Source organism: Phyllobacterium zundukense, assembly GCF_002764115.1.
Lineage (GTDB): Bacteria > Pseudomonadota > Alphaproteobacteria > Rhizobiales > Rhizobiaceae > Phyllobacterium > Phyllobacterium zundukense.
In genome coordinates this window covers 94,415-108,977 of record NZ_CP017942.1, presented here as the reverse complement: position 1 = coordinate 108,977, position 14,563 = coordinate 94,415, and the positions used below count along the sequence as shown (strand labels likewise).

The 14,563-nt window shown below is 56.6% G+C and carries 12 protein-coding genes; all 12 read left to right on the top strand.

Features of this window, described 5'->3' with window-relative positions; translation table 11 throughout:
* The first annotated feature begins 6 nt into the window (after positions 1-6).
* Positions 7-1,197 (top strand): iron uptake system protein EfeO, encoded by a 1,191-nt coding sequence (gene efeO, locus BLM14_RS23580; RefSeq protein WP_100002307.1) that lies wholly within the window; start codon positions 7-9, stop codon positions 1,195-1,197.
* Between the two features lie 6 nt (positions 1,198-1,203).
* The gene (gene efeB, locus BLM14_RS23575; protein WP_100002306.1) at positions 1,204-2,511 is read left to right on the top strand and encodes an iron uptake transporter deferrochelatase/peroxidase subunit; all 1,308 of its coding nucleotides are present in this window, start codon (positions 1,204-1,206) and stop codon (positions 2,509-2,511) included.
* Between the two features lie 12 nt (positions 2,512-2,523).
* Positions 2,524-3,351: an iron uptake system protein EfeO gene (gene efeO / locus BLM14_RS23570; RefSeq protein ID WP_100002305.1), complete on the top strand. Its 828-nt coding sequence runs from the start codon at positions 2,524-2,526 to the stop codon at positions 3,349-3,351.
* Positions 3,352-3,525: 174 nt separating this feature from the next.
* The gene (locus tag BLM14_RS23565) at positions 3,526-4,098 is read left to right on the top strand and encodes a GbsR/MarR family transcriptional regulator (RefSeq protein ID WP_100002304.1); all 573 of its coding nucleotides are present in this window, start codon (positions 3,526-3,528) and stop codon (positions 4,096-4,098) included.
* Between the two features lie 4 nt (positions 4,099-4,102).
* Positions 4,103-5,893, top strand: coding sequence for a thiol reductant ABC exporter subunit CydD (gene cydD, locus BLM14_RS23560; RefSeq protein ID WP_100002303.1), 1,791 nt, complete (start codon positions 4,103-4,105; stop codon positions 5,891-5,893).
* Positions 5,893-7,581 carry an amino acid ABC transporter ATP-binding/permease protein gene (locus tag BLM14_RS23555; protein WP_100002302.1) on the top strand — a complete coding sequence of 563 codons (1,689 nt, stop codon included), beginning with the start codon at positions 5,893-5,895 and terminating at the stop codon, positions 7,579-7,581. The genes cydD and BLM14_RS23555 overlap by 1 nt, the downstream gene beginning before the upstream one ends.
* A gap of 75 nt (positions 7,582-7,656) precedes the next feature.
* On the top strand, positions 7,657-9,234 hold the full coding sequence (locus tag BLM14_RS23550; protein WP_100002301.1) for a cytochrome ubiquinol oxidase subunit I: 1,578 nt from the start codon (positions 7,657-7,659) through the stop codon (positions 9,232-9,234).
* 6 nt (positions 9,235-9,240) lie between these two features.
* A complete protein-coding gene (gene cydB, locus BLM14_RS23545) occupies positions 9,241-10,395 on the top strand; it encodes a cytochrome d ubiquinol oxidase subunit II (RefSeq protein ID WP_100002300.1) in 1,155 nt (384 codons plus the stop codon).
* A gap of 15 nt (positions 10,396-10,410) precedes the next feature.
* Positions 10,411-10,530 (top strand): cytochrome bd-I oxidase subunit CydX, encoded by a 120-nt coding sequence (gene cydX / locus BLM14_RS23540; RefSeq protein WP_100002299.1) that lies wholly within the window; start codon positions 10,411-10,413, stop codon positions 10,528-10,530.
* A 286-nt stretch (positions 10,531-10,816) separates the two neighbouring features.
* Positions 10,817-12,016: a plasmid partitioning protein RepA gene (repA, locus tag BLM14_RS23535; protein ID WP_100002298.1), complete on the top strand. Its 1,200-nt coding sequence runs from the start codon at positions 10,817-10,819 to the stop codon at positions 12,014-12,016.
* 82 nt (positions 12,017-12,098) lie between these two features.
* Complete coding sequence (gene repB, locus BLM14_RS23530; RefSeq protein ID WP_100002297.1) at positions 12,099-13,064, top strand: plasmid partitioning protein RepB; 966 nt, start codon at positions 12,099-12,101, stop codon at positions 13,062-13,064.
* Between the two features lie 160 nt (positions 13,065-13,224).
* Complete coding sequence (gene repC / locus BLM14_RS23525; protein WP_100002296.1) at positions 13,225-14,520, top strand: plasmid replication protein RepC; 1,296 nt, start codon at positions 13,225-13,227, stop codon at positions 14,518-14,520.
* The last annotated feature ends 43 nt before the right edge of the window (positions 14,521-14,563 follow it).

Here is a 14,563-nt window from a genome sequence, read left to right as displayed (position 1 = left end):
ACCTTCATGTCGCAATCTGCCGGCTCCACTTCGCCCCGCCCTTCATCGCAAAGACTGATGAAGTTCGCCGTCGTCGGGGCCGCCCTTCTGGTGGTTGCTGGTGGAGCGGCCTTCTACTATGCGTCGAAGGGCATGAAGCAGGGCAGCGCCGGCGGTGCCATCGTCGTTACTATCAAGGATGGCACCTGCGATCCGAACACAATTACCGTTCCCGCTGGGCGCTCGACGTTCACGATCGTCAACAATTCGGACCGGGCGCTTGAATGGGAAATTCTCGACGGTGTCATGGTGCTAGAAGAACGGGAGAACATCATTCCGGGATTCAGCCAGACGCTCCAGGCAAAACTCAAAGCAGGCGATTACGAGATCACGTGTGGTCTTCTGAATAGTCCACGCGGGACATTGCATGTCACTCCATCAGCCGAGTCCGATGCGGAGGCAGCGCGGCCAGCGCTCGTTTCCTACCTCGGTCCCCTGGCTGAGTTTCAGGTGTTTCTGGTGACGCAGACTAACGCGTTGGTGAAGGCCACGCAGGCGCTGGACGATGCCATCAAGGCGGGCGATCTGGAGAAGGCAGGCGAGTCCTACCAGAAGGCGCGCGCTCCCTATAAGCAGATCGAGCCGATGGCCGATCGCTTCGCTGATCTCCACAACGCCATCGATCCCATAGCAGATTATCTTGAGAAACGTGAGGAGGACCCGGGTTTCACAGGCTTCCACCGTATCGAATACGGGCTCTACGCCAAGAAGAGCACGGATGGACTGGCCCCGGTCTCGGCGAAACTGCTTGCAGATGTGACTGCGCTGAAAGACCGGGTTAGAGGCTTGCGCATTTCTCCCGAACAGATCGCAAAGGGTGCGGGGCGGCTTGTGGGGCAGATTGCCGAGACGAAGATTGCGTCGGGGGAAGATCACTACGCACAGACCGATCTTGCAGATTTCGAAGCCAATATCGCCGGCATCTCGCGCATGATGGCGCTGCTGAAGCCGGTCGCCGTGCAAGCCGCTCCAGCGGTCGTTGCCGATATCGACGGCGGGATTGCAGATGCGGATGGCGCATTGAAGGCGCTGCGCGGGCCGGATGGCTATCCACCCTATGACAGGGTGAATGCAGACGACCGCAAGGTTCTTTCGCAGAAAATGCAGGCATTGGCCGAGGCGATATACAAACTCAATGCGGCTGTGGGATTGGAGTAGCAGGCGATGGCAACAAACGACAAGGGATTGATCACAAATCGCCGCAACGTCCTCCTTGGTGTGGGCGCGGCGGGTAGCGCATTCGCTGCAGGACTTGGCACCGCATTGGCAGCGGAGAAGCAGGGCGAGCAAGTAACCGATGCACCTGTGAGCGACAAGACGCAGGAACGCCAGTCATTTTACGGCCCACATCAGGCAGGTATCGTCACACCGCGTCCGGCGGCCGGCATGATCGCTTCGTTTCATGTTCTGGCAAAGTCGCCGGACGAAGTGGAGCGGCTGTTCAGGACATTGTCGGCTCGTATCGCGTTTCTTATGGCAGGTGGAACGCCGCCAGCACTTGATGACAAGCTGCCGCCTTCGGATTCTGGTCTCCTCGGGCCGGTGGTCCCGCCGGACAACCTGACGATGACTGTGTCACTCGGGGCTTCCTTCTTCGACCAGCGCGACTGGCTGCTGCCACATAAGCCGGCAAGGCTTTCGCGCATGAAAGCCTTTCGCAATGACGCGCTTGACGCGGATTTATGCCATGGCGACCTGGCGTTGCAAATCTCTTCAAATACGCCGGACACCAATATACACGCGCTGCGCGATATTCTGAAAAACCTGCCGGATTTGGTGGTTCTGCGCTGGAAGCAGGAAGGATCGGTTCCGGTCCTGCCGCCGAAACCTGACGGCAGTCATGAAAGCGCGCGCAATTTCCTCGGCTTCCGCGATGGTTCGGCAAATCCCGATGCCAACAATATTGCGCTGATGGACAAGATCGTCTGGGTTCGGGAAGGCGGCGACGAGCCGGCCTGGACACATGGAGGAACTTACCAAGCAGTGCGCATCATCCGCAATTTCGTCGAACGCTGGGATCGTACGCCGCTTGGCGAGCAGGAACGCATTATCGGACGGAAAAAGGCGACCGGTGCGCCGTTCGGGGGAAATACTGAACATGATGTGCCGGACTACGCCAAGGATCCCGAAGGCACTATGACCCCGCTCGATGCTCACATCCGTATGGCCAACACGCGTACATCGGTCTCTGACGCCAACCTGATCCTGCGCCGCCCGTTCAACTATTCGAACGGGGTCAGCAAATCGGGCCAGCTTGAACAGGGCCTGCTGTTCATCTGCTATCAAGCTGATCTGGAGAAGGGCTTCATCACGGTCCAGCATCAGCTCGATGGCGAGCCACTCGAGGAGTACATCAAGCCGATTGGCGGCGGCTTTTTCTTCACACCACCCGGCCCATTGGACGAAACTGATTTTGTGGGCCGGACACTCTTGGAAGCAACCGGTCACGTCGTGACCCGCATCAAATCCTGAAGGGGACCAACCATGAAGCTGAAAGTTACACTCTCTGCAAGCCTACTTGCCCTCACTGCAGCGATCATGCCTGGCGCTGCTTCGGCCGAAGTTTCTCCGCTCGATCTCGTCGGTCCGATCGCGGACTACAAGATTTATGTTTCCGAGAATGCCGTGAAGCTTGTCGCGGACACAAAGGCGTTCACGGATGCGGTCAAGGCCGGCGACATTGACAAGGCGAAGGCCCTTTTTGGTTCTACGCGCATGAGTTATGAAGCAATCGAACCGATTGCCGAACTGTTCAGCGACCTGGATGGCTCGATCGACTCCCGCGCCGATGATCATGAACAGGCTGAGAAAGATCCCGAGTTCACCGGGTTCCACCGGATTGAATACGGTCTTTTCGCCGAAAACAGCACCAAGGATCTGGCACCGTTTGCTGACAAGCTGCTGGCCGATGTGACCGAACTCAACAAGCGCATCACCGATCTTACCTTGCCGCCGGAAAAAGTGGTTGGTGGGGCTGCAGTGCTCATGGAAGAGGTTGCCGCAACAAAGATCTCCGGTGAAGAAGATCGCTGCAGCCACACCGACTTGTGGGATTTCAAGGCCAACTTCGATGGTTCGCGCAAGATTTTCGACCTTGTGCGTCCCCTGATCGAAAAGGATGACAGCGCATTCGTAACCAAGGTGGCAGGCAATTTCGACGCGGTCGATGCTACTTTGGGCAAGTACAAGACCGCTGACGGTTACCAGCTTTATGACAAGCTCACCGAAGCTGACCGGGCAGTGCTCGCCGCGGCCGTCAATACGCTTGCCGAGGACCTTTCGACACTGCGTGGAAAGCTCGGCCTAAACTAAGAAATTTCGAAGCGTTCCCATCAACCCGGCCCGGTCGACCATGACCCGGCCGGGTTTTTTTATTGTCCAATCTTGTTTTCTGTGGGCTTCGCGCCTGCCTCTTGCACATTCACGGTTTATTAAGTATCGTAGTTTCAGTAATTACTGAAATTACAGTTGTAACGGAATAAGCTGATGAACCTTCCGCCTCTCGTTCAATCCTTTGTCTTGCACTTCGGTGAAATGGGCAGCCGATGGGGGATCAACCGCACTGTCGGGCAGATCTATGCCTTGCTGTATGTCTCACCTGAACCGCTTAATGCTGATCAAATTGTCGAAGCGTTGGGCATCTCCCGCTCCAATGTTTCGATGAGCTTGCGTGAGCTACAGGCATGGAATCTTGTCCTGCTCAAACACCTCCCTGATGATCGCCGTGATTTTTTCACGACACCGGATGATGTCTGGCAGATATTGCGTACGCTCGCGGAAGAGCGGAAGAAGCGGGAAGTTGATCCGACACTCTCGGTTTTGCGCGAAATTCTGATGCAACAACCGGCCAGTGATGCCGAACGCCATGCACAGGAACGCATGAGCGAGATGCATGGGCTCATTGAGCGCCTTACTATCTGGTATGAAGACGTCAAACAGCTGGAAACCGATCGATTGGCAACGCTGTTGACGCTGGGCGCGAAAGTCACGAAACTGCTTGAGGCGAAGGACAAGATCGTTTCCCTCGGCAGGTCGAAGCGCTCTACCGAAAAGGGTTGATGGCATGGGACCCGCAGCAGACGCAACCTCATTGGCGCTACGCACCGAGGTGGACTTTGTGGGCGAGCAGGGTCCTACACGGGAAAGTGCCTCCAACTCACGGTCGAACAACGCCGCACTCGGCACTGTCGCCAAATCACGAAAACTCGGTACCAACAAAAAAGCGTCCGTCTTTCAACTGCTCGCCGCACTCTTGTGGCTGCCGCAGGCAGGATTGCTCGCTGTGGCCGTCGGAGAGATTGTTGTCGGCAACGGCTTGACGCCCATCCTCTGGATGTCCATTGCTGTGGTCGCAATCGGCATCTTCCGTGCTCTGCTTGATGCGGCTGGCACGCGCAGTGCATTTGTTGCCGCCCGCAATGTGTTGTCGCAGCAGCGGGAAGGCGCGATTGCAGCGCTTGTCCATCGTTCGCCATTGGATATTGGGCGCCCAGCCTCCGGCCTCGCGGCGAGCGTTCTGGGAGAACAGGCGGAAGCGGTATTGCCCTACCTTGCACGCTTCAGGCCAATACAGCTGAAGGCGACGCTTGTGCCGATTGCCATCCTCCTCTGCGTTCTGCCGTTTTCCTGGGTCGCTGCATTTGTCCTTTTCATTTCTGCTCCACTCATTCCGATTTTCATGGCGCTCATTGGCTGGCGCGCCAAGGCGGCGAGCGAAAGCCAGTTGGTCGAGATGGGCAGCATGAACGCATTTCTTCTCGATCGTCTGCGCGGGCTTGCCACCATTCGTTCCTTCGAAGCTGTTGAGACAACGGCGCGGCGGCTGAGGTCTAATGCCGAATTATTGCGGCTTCGTACGATGGCTGTACTTCGTATCGCATTTCTCTCGTCCGCGGTTCTGGAACTCTTCGCTGCCCTCGGTGTGGCCATGGTTGCCGTCTATGTTGGCTTTCATCTCCTTGGCCAGCTCAATTTTGGAGCCTGGGGCGAGCGGCTGAGCCTGAGTGAAGGCCTGTTCATTCTCTTGCTCGCTCCGGCTTTCTTTGAACCGCTGCGTGAGCTCTCCGCTGTTTGGCACGACCGGGCTGCAGGCGAGGCGGCGTTTGATGCGCTTGATCAGCTGTCAAATAACGGTGTTACCATGCTTGGCGCGAAGAAAGATGAAAGCCGCAATCGTCGTTGCCTAAGAACCGGAATTCCTGAGGTTCGCGTTGAGGCGTTGTCATTTCGCCATGCAGGCAATGCGGCGCAAGTGTTTAACAATATCGACCTCCACATCTTACCCGGCGAGCATGTTGCTTTGCTCGGCCCTAGCGGTTCGGGCAAATCCACCCTTCTCGCTTTGATTGCGGGCCTAGCGCCACATGAGGTTGGGCGAATCGCAATAAGTGGGATGCCGCTTACTGCCGCAACTGCAGGCGAATTGCGCGCGCAGATGGCGTGGATCGGCCAGAAGCCGCACATATTTGCCGGCTCAGTATCTGACAATATAGTTTTAGGGCGGCCGGAGTTCGTCGAGAAGGATATCGACGTTGCACTCCGTGTTGCTGCACTTCAGGACGTTGCGAATGCCCGCGGCAGGTCGCAGCTTGGTGAAGGCGGTACCGGCCTGTCGGGCGGCGAAATATTACGGCTTGCATTGGCTCGTGCTGCAGTCGATCCGGGTAAGGGGCTGATACTTGCCGACGAGCCCACTGCTCACCTCGACACGGTGACGGCTAATGCGATCACGGAAAGTCTTCTTGCTCTGTCCGCCGGGAAGACGTTGATCGTCGCGACACACGACCCTGTGCTCGCGAGCCGTATGAACAGGATAATCATTCTGGCGGCGGAAACGTCACTGGAGGCAGTATAATGGCCCTGTGGCGAGCATTACGCCCCATTGTAGCATTGTTCCTTGCCGAACGTCGCTTCGCGCTTTTAAGCGGCGCCCTGCTGGCTGCAGCAACAGTCCTGGCAAGTATTGCCCTCCTTGGATTGTCTGGCTGGTTTATCACAGCAACTGCTATCGCCGGGCTCTCGTCTGCATTGGCGCTTGCCTTCGATGTCTTCGCGCCGGCTGCGGCCATACGTTTTCTGGCTTTAACCCGCACAGCTGCTCGCTACGGCGAACGATTGACGACCCATGATGCGACCCTGAGCGTGCTCGCGGGTCTGCGCGAACAACTTTTCCGGGGCTGGGCGCGGCCGGAGGCCGCAAGAATCCTTCTGAGGCGACCCGCAAAACTGCTGTTCCGCCTGACAGCCGATATAGATGCCCTCGACTCGCTTTACCTGCGTGTTTTGGTCCCTGCCGCAGTTGCGCTTTGCACGGCGCTGGCCGTTGCTGCTGCGCTTGGGCTGATGCACCCGCTATTGGGGTTTGGCGTGGGGTCCTGGCTTCTGTTGGCGGGATTGGGCATACCGCTTGTTGCGGCTCGCTATGCCAAGGCTCCTTCCCGCCGCCGCTCCCATGCGCTCGAAATGCTCCGTTCACATACGATCGACCTCGTGGCCGGACAGACCGATCTGGCGATGACCGGGCGGCTTGCCGCGCAGCGCAATGTGGTAAAAGCGGCAGATCGCCGACTGGCGCGGGTGGACGACGCACTGAACTGGATTGAAACCGCCGTCAATGCCGGTTTTGGCGCGGCCTCGGCTATCTTGCTCGGGGGCACACTTTATGCTGTTGCCGCCTTGGCTAATGCAGGTGTGATAGGTGGACCTGTTGCTGCTCTGGGGCTCTTCATCGCGTTGGCCGCGTTGGAGCCTTTTGCAGGGCTACGTCGGGGCGCCATGGAGCTTGGGCGCACAATTCTTGCGGCCGGGCGCATTGGACCCAGCCTTACACCTGCCGCGCCTCCAGCAGCAAGAGTCTCGCCGCGGGCTGGGCTGGCGGTCCAACTCATAGACGTGACGATCAGACATGCCGGTGCCCCCCTCCCCTCGCTCGAGAGTCTGTCGTTGTCTCTTGTCCAAGGCGAGCGCCTGGCACTGATTGGCGCCAGCGGTGCCGGCAAATCAACGATTTTGGCACTCATTGCACAAGAAATTGCGGCGGAGGCTGGCCATGCAGCGAGCCTTCCTGTTGCCCTGCTCACTCAGAAAACGGAACTGTTTCAGGACAGCTTGCGCGACAATCTCCGGCTTGCGGATCCAAGTGCAAATGACGCCCGCCTTCTCCATGTGCTGACTGCGGCAGGGCTTGCAGACTTCGTTCGAACGCTACCCACGGGTCTCGACACGATGTTGGGTGAAGGTGGCCTCGGTCTTTCTGGCGGCCAGGCGCGGCGGCTGGCACTGGCGCGGCTTTTGCTGCGCGATACGCCGCTTTGGCTTCTCGATGAACCGACTGAAGGGCTCGATGGAGACACTGCACGCGATGTGTTGCAACGTCTTACTGGGCAGATGCAGGGAAAATCTGTCGTCATCGCCACACATATCAGACGGGAGGCGATGATCGCCGACCGGCTGCTCATCCTGGAACGTGGGCGCATTATCGGCGCACCGCGACGTGGAGAACAGGATTTCGCCGCTGCCCTTGCCGCGCTGCGACCGGACTGAGGACAGGTACTTCATTCGGCATTCACTCGATTTGGATGCCGCTAACAGGGGGCCGGGGCGACCCGGCAAAAAGCAATGGAACTCGATATCGTGGCGCTGTCGCGCCTGCAATTCGCGATCACAGCTCTCTATCATTTTCTCTTCGTGCCATTGACGCTGGGCCTTTCGATTCTCCTTGCGATCATGGAGACGGTCTATGTGATGACCGGGCGGGTGATCTGGCGGCAGATGACCAAATTCTGGGGCACGCTGTTCGGCATAAATTTTGCCCTTGGCGTCGCCACCGGCATTGTCATGGAATTTCAGTTCGGCATGAACTGGAGCTATTACAGCCACTATGTCGGCGATATTTTTGGTGCCCCGCTGGCGATCGAAGGCCTGATGGCTTTCTTCCTTGAAGCGACGTTTGTCGGGCTGTTCTTCTTCGGTTGGGACAAGCTTTCGAAGGTCGGACACTTGGCGGCGACATGGGCGGTGGCGGCGGGATCCAATTTCTCGGCGCTGTGGATCCTTATCGCCAATGGCTGGATGCAAAACCCGGTGGGGTCCGCCTTCAATCCGCAGACGATGCGCATGGAAGTCGTTGATTTCTATGAAGTTTTGTTCAATCCTGTCGCTCAGGCGAAGTTTGTCCATACGGTTTCTGCGGGTTACGTCACGGCATCGATCTTTGTCCTTGGCGTCTCGGCCTGGTACGCCCTCAAAGGCAGGCACATCGAGATCGCCAAGCGCTCGATGACCGTTGCGGCCTCGTTTGGCCTTGCCTCTGCCCTCTCGGTTGTAGTCCTCGGTGATGAGAGCGGCTACCTCTCCGGCGAACACCAGAAGATGAAGCTCGCGGCGATTGAGGCCATGTGGGAAACGGAGCCGGCGCCAGCGGCCTTCACCGTCTTTGGATTTCCCGACACCGCCGCGCGTGAGACCCACTACGCCGTGCGCGTGCCCTGGGTCATGGGTTTGATCGGTACGCGGTCTCTGACCACCGAAATTCCCGGCATCAAAGAATTGGTGGATCGCGCCAAGACGAATATTCGCAGCGGATTGCTTGCCTACGATGCCCTCCAGCGCATCCGCGAAGCAGGCAGCAGCACCGCTGTCGGCCAGGAGGTGCGCGACGCCTTTGAAGCAAATGGTGCCGACCTGGGCTATGCACTGCTGCTGAAGCGTTATGTAGACGACCCGCGCCAGGCAACGGATGAACAGATCGAGAAGGCTGCGTGGGATACTGTGCCAAGCGTGCCAACATTGTTCTGGGCATTCCGCATCATGGTGGGGCTGGGTATTTTCTTCATCCTGTTGACGGCCACGTTCTTCATTCTCTCGGTGCGGCGGAAGATCGACGCCTATCCCTTCCTGCTACGTGTTGCAGTGTTTGCTATCCCTCTCCCGTGGATAGCAGCAGAACTCGGATGGGTCGTCGCCGAAACAGGCCGCCAGCCGTGGACTATCGAAGGCATATTGCCTACGGCGGCGGCGGTTTCCAATCTCGGAGCGGCCTCCCTGCTCATAACCATCGTCGGGTTTGTGGCTATCTACACCACGCTTTTCATCATCGAGATGGATCTGATGTTCAAGGCAATCGCCAAGGGACCGGAAGCCGATATCGAGCCGGAGGCAACTTTGATTTCCCCTCACATCGTTCCAGCGGAGTAAGCAATCATGATCCTGCATCAATTAATCGATTATGAAACCTTGCGTGTGATCTGGTGGCTGCTGATCGGCGTCCTCCTGATTGGTTTTGCCGTTACCGACGGTTTCGATCTGGGGACCGGGACGCTGCTGCCGTTCGTCGCAAAAACCGATATGGAGCGGCGCATCGTTATCAATACGATCGGTCCGATCTGGGAAGGTAATCAAGTCTGGCTCATTGTTGGTGGCGGCGCTATTTTTGCAGCTTGGCCGCCGCTCTACGCGGTGTCGTTCTCCGGGTTTTACCTTGCCATGTTCATCATTCTGGCATCCCTGATCCTTCGCCCTGTCGGTTTCAAATTCCGCTCCAAGCGGGACAGCGATACATGGCGTGCTGCATGGGATCGCGCATTGTTCATTGGCGGCTTTGTGCCGGCGTTGATCTTTGGCGTGGCCATGGGCAATGTTCTTCAGGGCGTTCCATTCCGTTTCAACAGTGACCTCCGCATCTTTTATGAGGGCTCGTTCTTCGGCCTGTTGAACCCGTTCGCGCTTCTGTGTGGTCTTCTCTCTGTGGCGATGCTCGTCATGCACGGAGGTGCATGGCTGGTGCTGAAGACATCGGGACCTGTTGCGGATCGTGCCCGAAAATATGGAAGTCTTGCAGCTCTGATCACCATTGCACTGTTTGCCGTTGCCGGGCTTTGGGTATGGGCTGGGTTCGGCGGCTACCGCATAACCAGCGTTGTCGACCCCATAGGTGCGTCGAACCCGCTCTTGAAAACTGTCGTGGAAGAAAATGACGCGTGGTTTACCAATTATGGCAGCTATCCAGTACTTCTCCTCGCTCCGATCTGCGGCTTCATTGGAGCGGCCGGCGCATTTCTCGGGCTGAGAGCAAGACGGGAGATCGGGACGATCCTTTCAAGCGCGCTGTCAATCTTCGGCATTATCTCGACGGTGGGCGTCTCGATGTTTCCGTTCATCCTCCCCTCCTCGCTCGATCCGCGGTCGAGCCTCACTGTCTGGGACTCATCATCGAGCCATTTGACCCTCTTCATCATGCTGGTGGTCACGGCGATCTTCATCCCGCTGATCGTCATCTACACGAGTTGGGTCTACCGCGTGCTGTGGGGCAAGGTTGATGAAGCTGCGATCAACGACGAGAGCGGTCACGCTTACTAACGAAAGGACAAGAACATGTGGTATTTCGCCTGGCTTCTCGGACTGCCCTTCGCGGCCGCGTTCGCTGTGTTGAACGCGATGTGGTACGAATTGGTCGAAGATGACAAGACACGAAAGGAAACGGGGCAGAAGTAGGAATACCGCGACGCCCCTCCCCCCAACTGCGGCAGACGCTCCCCAGTTTACTGCAGTAAAGTGGGGAGGTTTCATCAATGAAAACAACCCTCTACATTACCCGCCCCAGCTCTGATTAACGGTATTTCGGGTTGGGAGCGCCGATGCCGGGCTGCCTTTCCACAACAGAAAAACCCGTTAACCCTTTGTTAACCTAAAAATTCTTGCTGGACGGAACGAATCGGAGCTTAATAGCGCTTCGTAAGAGATTTGCTTTGAAAAAGCGCTATTAGAGGTTACGGTTCCAATGAACATCGCAATACCTCTGCCCAAATTCGAGTTTGATGACAAGATCCTCGATCAAGGAGCGGAGATTTCACGCCGGCTGGATCAGCTTCGGATGGAAAAATTTCCGCCGAACGCGACGAAGACATTGCGCTCCTTTTCCATGGCGGAAGTGGCTCATTATCTCGGTGTCACCCAAAACAATCTAAAGCGACTGCATCTGGAAGGTAAAGGCCCCGTACCCGCACAGGCTGCGTCTGGCCGCCGTTCCTATACGGCGGAGCAGATGTTGGAACTGCGGCATTATCTTGACCGCAACGGCCGTACAGAGGTGAAGAAGTATGTCCCTCACCGCAAGCCTGGCGACAAGCTGCAGGTTATTGCGGTTGTTAACTTCAAGGGAGGATCAGGCAAGACGACCACTGCTGCCCATCTTTCCCAGTACCTGGCGCTGACTGGGCATCGCGTCCTAGCCATTGACCTTGATCCGCAGGCATCCCTGTCGGCGTTGCATGGTTTCCAGCCGGAACTTGATCGCAATTTGTCGCTTTACGAGTCGATCCGCTATGACGAAGATCGCAAGCCGATAACCGATGTTATTCTTCCGACCAATTTCCCCGGTCTCGATATAATCCCTGCGAACCTCGAGTTGCAGGAGTATGAGTATGATACTCCACTTGCGATGCAAGACCGGGCGTCGCTCGAAGGCAGGCAGTTTTTCACACGTATCGGCAAAGCGCTCGAGGAAGTGGACAGCCGATATGATGTCGTCGTCGTCGATTGCCCGCCACAATTGGGCTACCTGACGCTAACGGCCATGTCGGCTGCGACTTCGGTACTCATCACGGTTCATCCGCAGATGCTTGACCTCATGTCGATGTCACAGTTCCTGCTGATGCTCGGCGGCATTCTCAAGACCGTCAAGCAGGCGGGAGCCAAAGTGCAGCTGGACTGGTTCCGCTATCTGATTACCCGTTACGAGCCGACAGACATTCCCCAGGCACAAATGGTTGGTTTCATGCAATCAATGCTGGCTGAAGAAATTCTTGCCAACCCGATGCTGAAATCAACGGCAGTTTCGGATGCCGGTTTGACGAAGCAAACACTATATGAGGTCGAGAAAAATAGCTTCACACGCACGACCTACGAACGGGCGATTGAATCGCTTGATGCAGTCAATTCCGAGATTGCTGCTCTCGTGCACCGGGCATGGGGTCGCTGACATGGTAAATTGCTTTACTGCAGTAAAAACGACGGTTTTTCATCGTAAGATCAATTGTTTAATGGAAAACGGGAGCAGATAAATGGCCCGTAAGGACATTTTCAGCAGCGTCATGAACCCTGCTCCGCCGAAGACGGAGCGGAACGATGCATTATCTTATGTCGTTAGCGGTGCTTCACGTTCGATCAAGAGCTCCTTCGAGGAACTCGCCAAGGCCAGTGTTGTCGAACTTGATCCGGACGTCGTAGACAGTTCCTTTGTGTCTGATCGGCTTGACCAGGACGACGAGGCCTTTCAGGAACTCCTAGTCGCGATCAGGGAGAGGGGGCAGGATTCTCCCGTTCTGGTGCGGCCTCACCCGACAGCATCGGGTCGCTATCAGATCGTTTTCGGACATCGCCGTGTCAAAGTCGCCAAGCACTTGGGGCGGCAGGTTCGAGCTGTCGTCAAGCCTTTGGCCGACCAGGATCACGTCATTGCGCAGGGTCAGGAAAATGCGGCCCGCTCGAACCTCTCTTTCATCGAACGGACACTGTTTGCCAAACGCTTGGCGGATCTTGGTTATGATCAGACGGTGATCAAATCTGCGCTGACGCTCGACGCGACAACGTTCTCCAAGATGCAGTCTGTGTCCTCGCATGTTTCGGAAGCACTCATCCTCGCTATAGGATCCGCAAAAGCGACTGGGCGCGATCGCTGGTGGCAATTATCAAAACTCATGCAGATTCCAGGCAATAGTCAGAAGGCTGCGGCGTTTGTTGTGTCAAAGGCTTTCGAAGCGGAAGTGGGCGATGGTCGGTTCAATCTGCTTTTCGACTTTTTGAGTAAATCAAGGCGCCAAGTGACCAAGCCCACAGAGGCAACCAAAAAGGCATGGGCGCCCAAGGACAAGTCCGTAAGTGTCGACATCAGGGATACCGGCAAGGCATTCACGCTGGCCTTGAAAGCGAAAAACGCTTCACGTTTCGGTAGCTATATAGCTGACAACCTTGAGGAGCTCTATCGAGCCTTCAAGGAATCGGAAACATCAGGGAAAACAGGAGACTAATCCGCAAAAGAAAAAAGCCCACCTAAACATCGCTGTCTCGGAAGGCTTCTCTCATATCTCTAGCAAGATCGAGAATCGCATTTCCCCGAATCAGTGTCAAGACTTTTTGGCGTCGTTTTTGGCGAGCGGATTTCTTTTGCCTTTAGAAAGGTGAAAGACAATGCAGACGGGGAATACGTTTACGACGCCCTTTGGGCGGCGGTCGCTGTCGCTTGGCATGCTGGCAACGCAGGTGCAGGCGAAAGAGATCGATCCGCAGGCGTCGATCGACAAATGGAAGCTGTTTCGCAGCCTGTGCGAGGCGAGGGCGTTAATTGGCATATCCGACCGGGCGCTGGTGGTGCTCAATGCGCTTTTGACATTCTATCCGCAGACGGAACTCTGCGAGGCGAACGGCCTGGTGGTGTTCCCATCCAATGTGCAGCTCTCGCTTCGTGCCCACGGCATGGCGCCGGCAACGCTACGACGACATTTAAGCGCGCTGGTAGAAACCGGCCTGATCTTCCGCAAGGATAGCCCTAACGGCAAGCGCTATGCGCGCAGGACCAGGGCAGGGGAGGAGGGAGAGGCTTTTGGGTTCTCAATAGCTCCCTTGGTCTCGCGTGCCACTGAATTCGACGCTATGGCCGAACAGGTGCGATCCGAACGGCTACAGTTGAAATTGATGAAGGAACGCGTCACGCTTCTACGCCGTGATATCGTCAAGCTGATCGAGCTTGGGTTTGAAGAACTACCCGAGATAGACTGGAGCGCCCAATACACCCGGTTTAGGGGGGTCATCGACGATGTACCACGCCAGGCAACGGCTGAGGATCTGGAACCGATAGTCGATGGGCTGGAATGTATCCAGTTAGAAGTGTCCAATCTATTGACAGATAGGCTTAATTCTCAAAAAATGAACCCCAAAGAGTCTCATTCTGAGCGCCACAAACAAAATTCAAATACCCAATCCACAACTGATCTTGAACCTGGCTTAAGAAACAGCCAAGGGGCAAAGCTGGGGCAAAAAACAGAAGCAATTGAGCTAGGTGACCCGAAAGACAGGCCAATAACAACGATCCGAACGGGCAGGGGGCCGGAAGAGAAGGCTGAGGATCTGCCAGATGGCAAGCCGGTTCCGCTCGGCCTTGTCCGCCAGGCTTGTCCACAGATTGCTGCCTACACAAAACAAGGCATTGCCAGCTGGTCGGATCTAATGGCGGCGGCTGTTGTTGTCCGCTCGATGCTCGGCGTCAGCCCCTCCGCCTATGAGGAGGCCTGTGATGTTCTCGGGCAGGAAAATGCGGCAATCGCCATGGCCTGCATCCTTGAAAGGGCAGAACAGATCAATTCGGCCGGCGGCTATTTGAGATCGCTAACAGACAAGGCGGCCCAGGGCGAGTTCTCTGTTTGGCCCATGCTCTTGGCACAATTCAGGGCCACGGGTACCCATGTCCAGCTAGTGGCCACGAAATGACCAATCGAAGGATATTTTCAATCCACAAGGCCGAGTTTTCTGT

What these genes read in the sequence shown, in the direction of transcription:
- efeO (WP_100002307.1), top strand. Translation starts at nt 7, where the DNA reads ATGTCGCAATCTGCCGGCTCCACTTCGCCCCGCCCTTCATCGCAAAGA.
- efeB (WP_100002306.1), top strand. Translation starts at nt 1,204, where the DNA reads ATGGCAACAAACGACAAGGGATTGATCACAAATCGCCGCAACGTCCTC.
- efeO (WP_100002305.1), top strand. Translation starts at nt 2,524, where the DNA reads ATGAAGCTGAAAGTTACACTCTCTGCAAGCCTACTTGCCCTCACTGCA.
- BLM14_RS23565 (WP_100002304.1), top strand. Translation starts at nt 3,526, where the DNA reads ATGAACCTTCCGCCTCTCGTTCAATCCTTTGTCTTGCACTTCGGTGAA.
- cydD (WP_100002303.1), top strand. Translation starts at nt 4,103, where the DNA reads ATGGGACCCGCAGCAGACGCAACCTCATTGGCGCTACGCACCGAGGTG.
- BLM14_RS23555 (WP_100002302.1), top strand. Translation starts at nt 5,893, where the DNA reads ATGGCCCTGTGGCGAGCATTACGCCCCATTGTAGCATTGTTCCTTGCC.
- BLM14_RS23550 (WP_100002301.1), top strand. Translation starts at nt 7,657, where the DNA reads ATGGAACTCGATATCGTGGCGCTGTCGCGCCTGCAATTCGCGATCACA.
- cydB (WP_100002300.1), top strand. Translation starts at nt 9,241, where the DNA reads ATGATCCTGCATCAATTAATCGATTATGAAACCTTGCGTGTGATCTGG.
- cydX (WP_100002299.1), top strand. Translation starts at nt 10,411, where the DNA reads ATGTGGTATTTCGCCTGGCTTCTCGGACTGCCCTTCGCGGCCGCGTTC.
- repA (WP_100002298.1), top strand. Translation starts at nt 10,817, where the DNA reads ATGAACATCGCAATACCTCTGCCCAAATTCGAGTTTGATGACAAGATC.
- repB (WP_100002297.1), top strand. Translation starts at nt 12,099, where the DNA reads ATGGCCCGTAAGGACATTTTCAGCAGCGTCATGAACCCTGCTCCGCCG.
- repC (WP_100002296.1), top strand. Translation starts at nt 13,225, where the DNA reads ATGCAGACGGGGAATACGTTTACGACGCCCTTTGGGCGGCGGTCGCTG.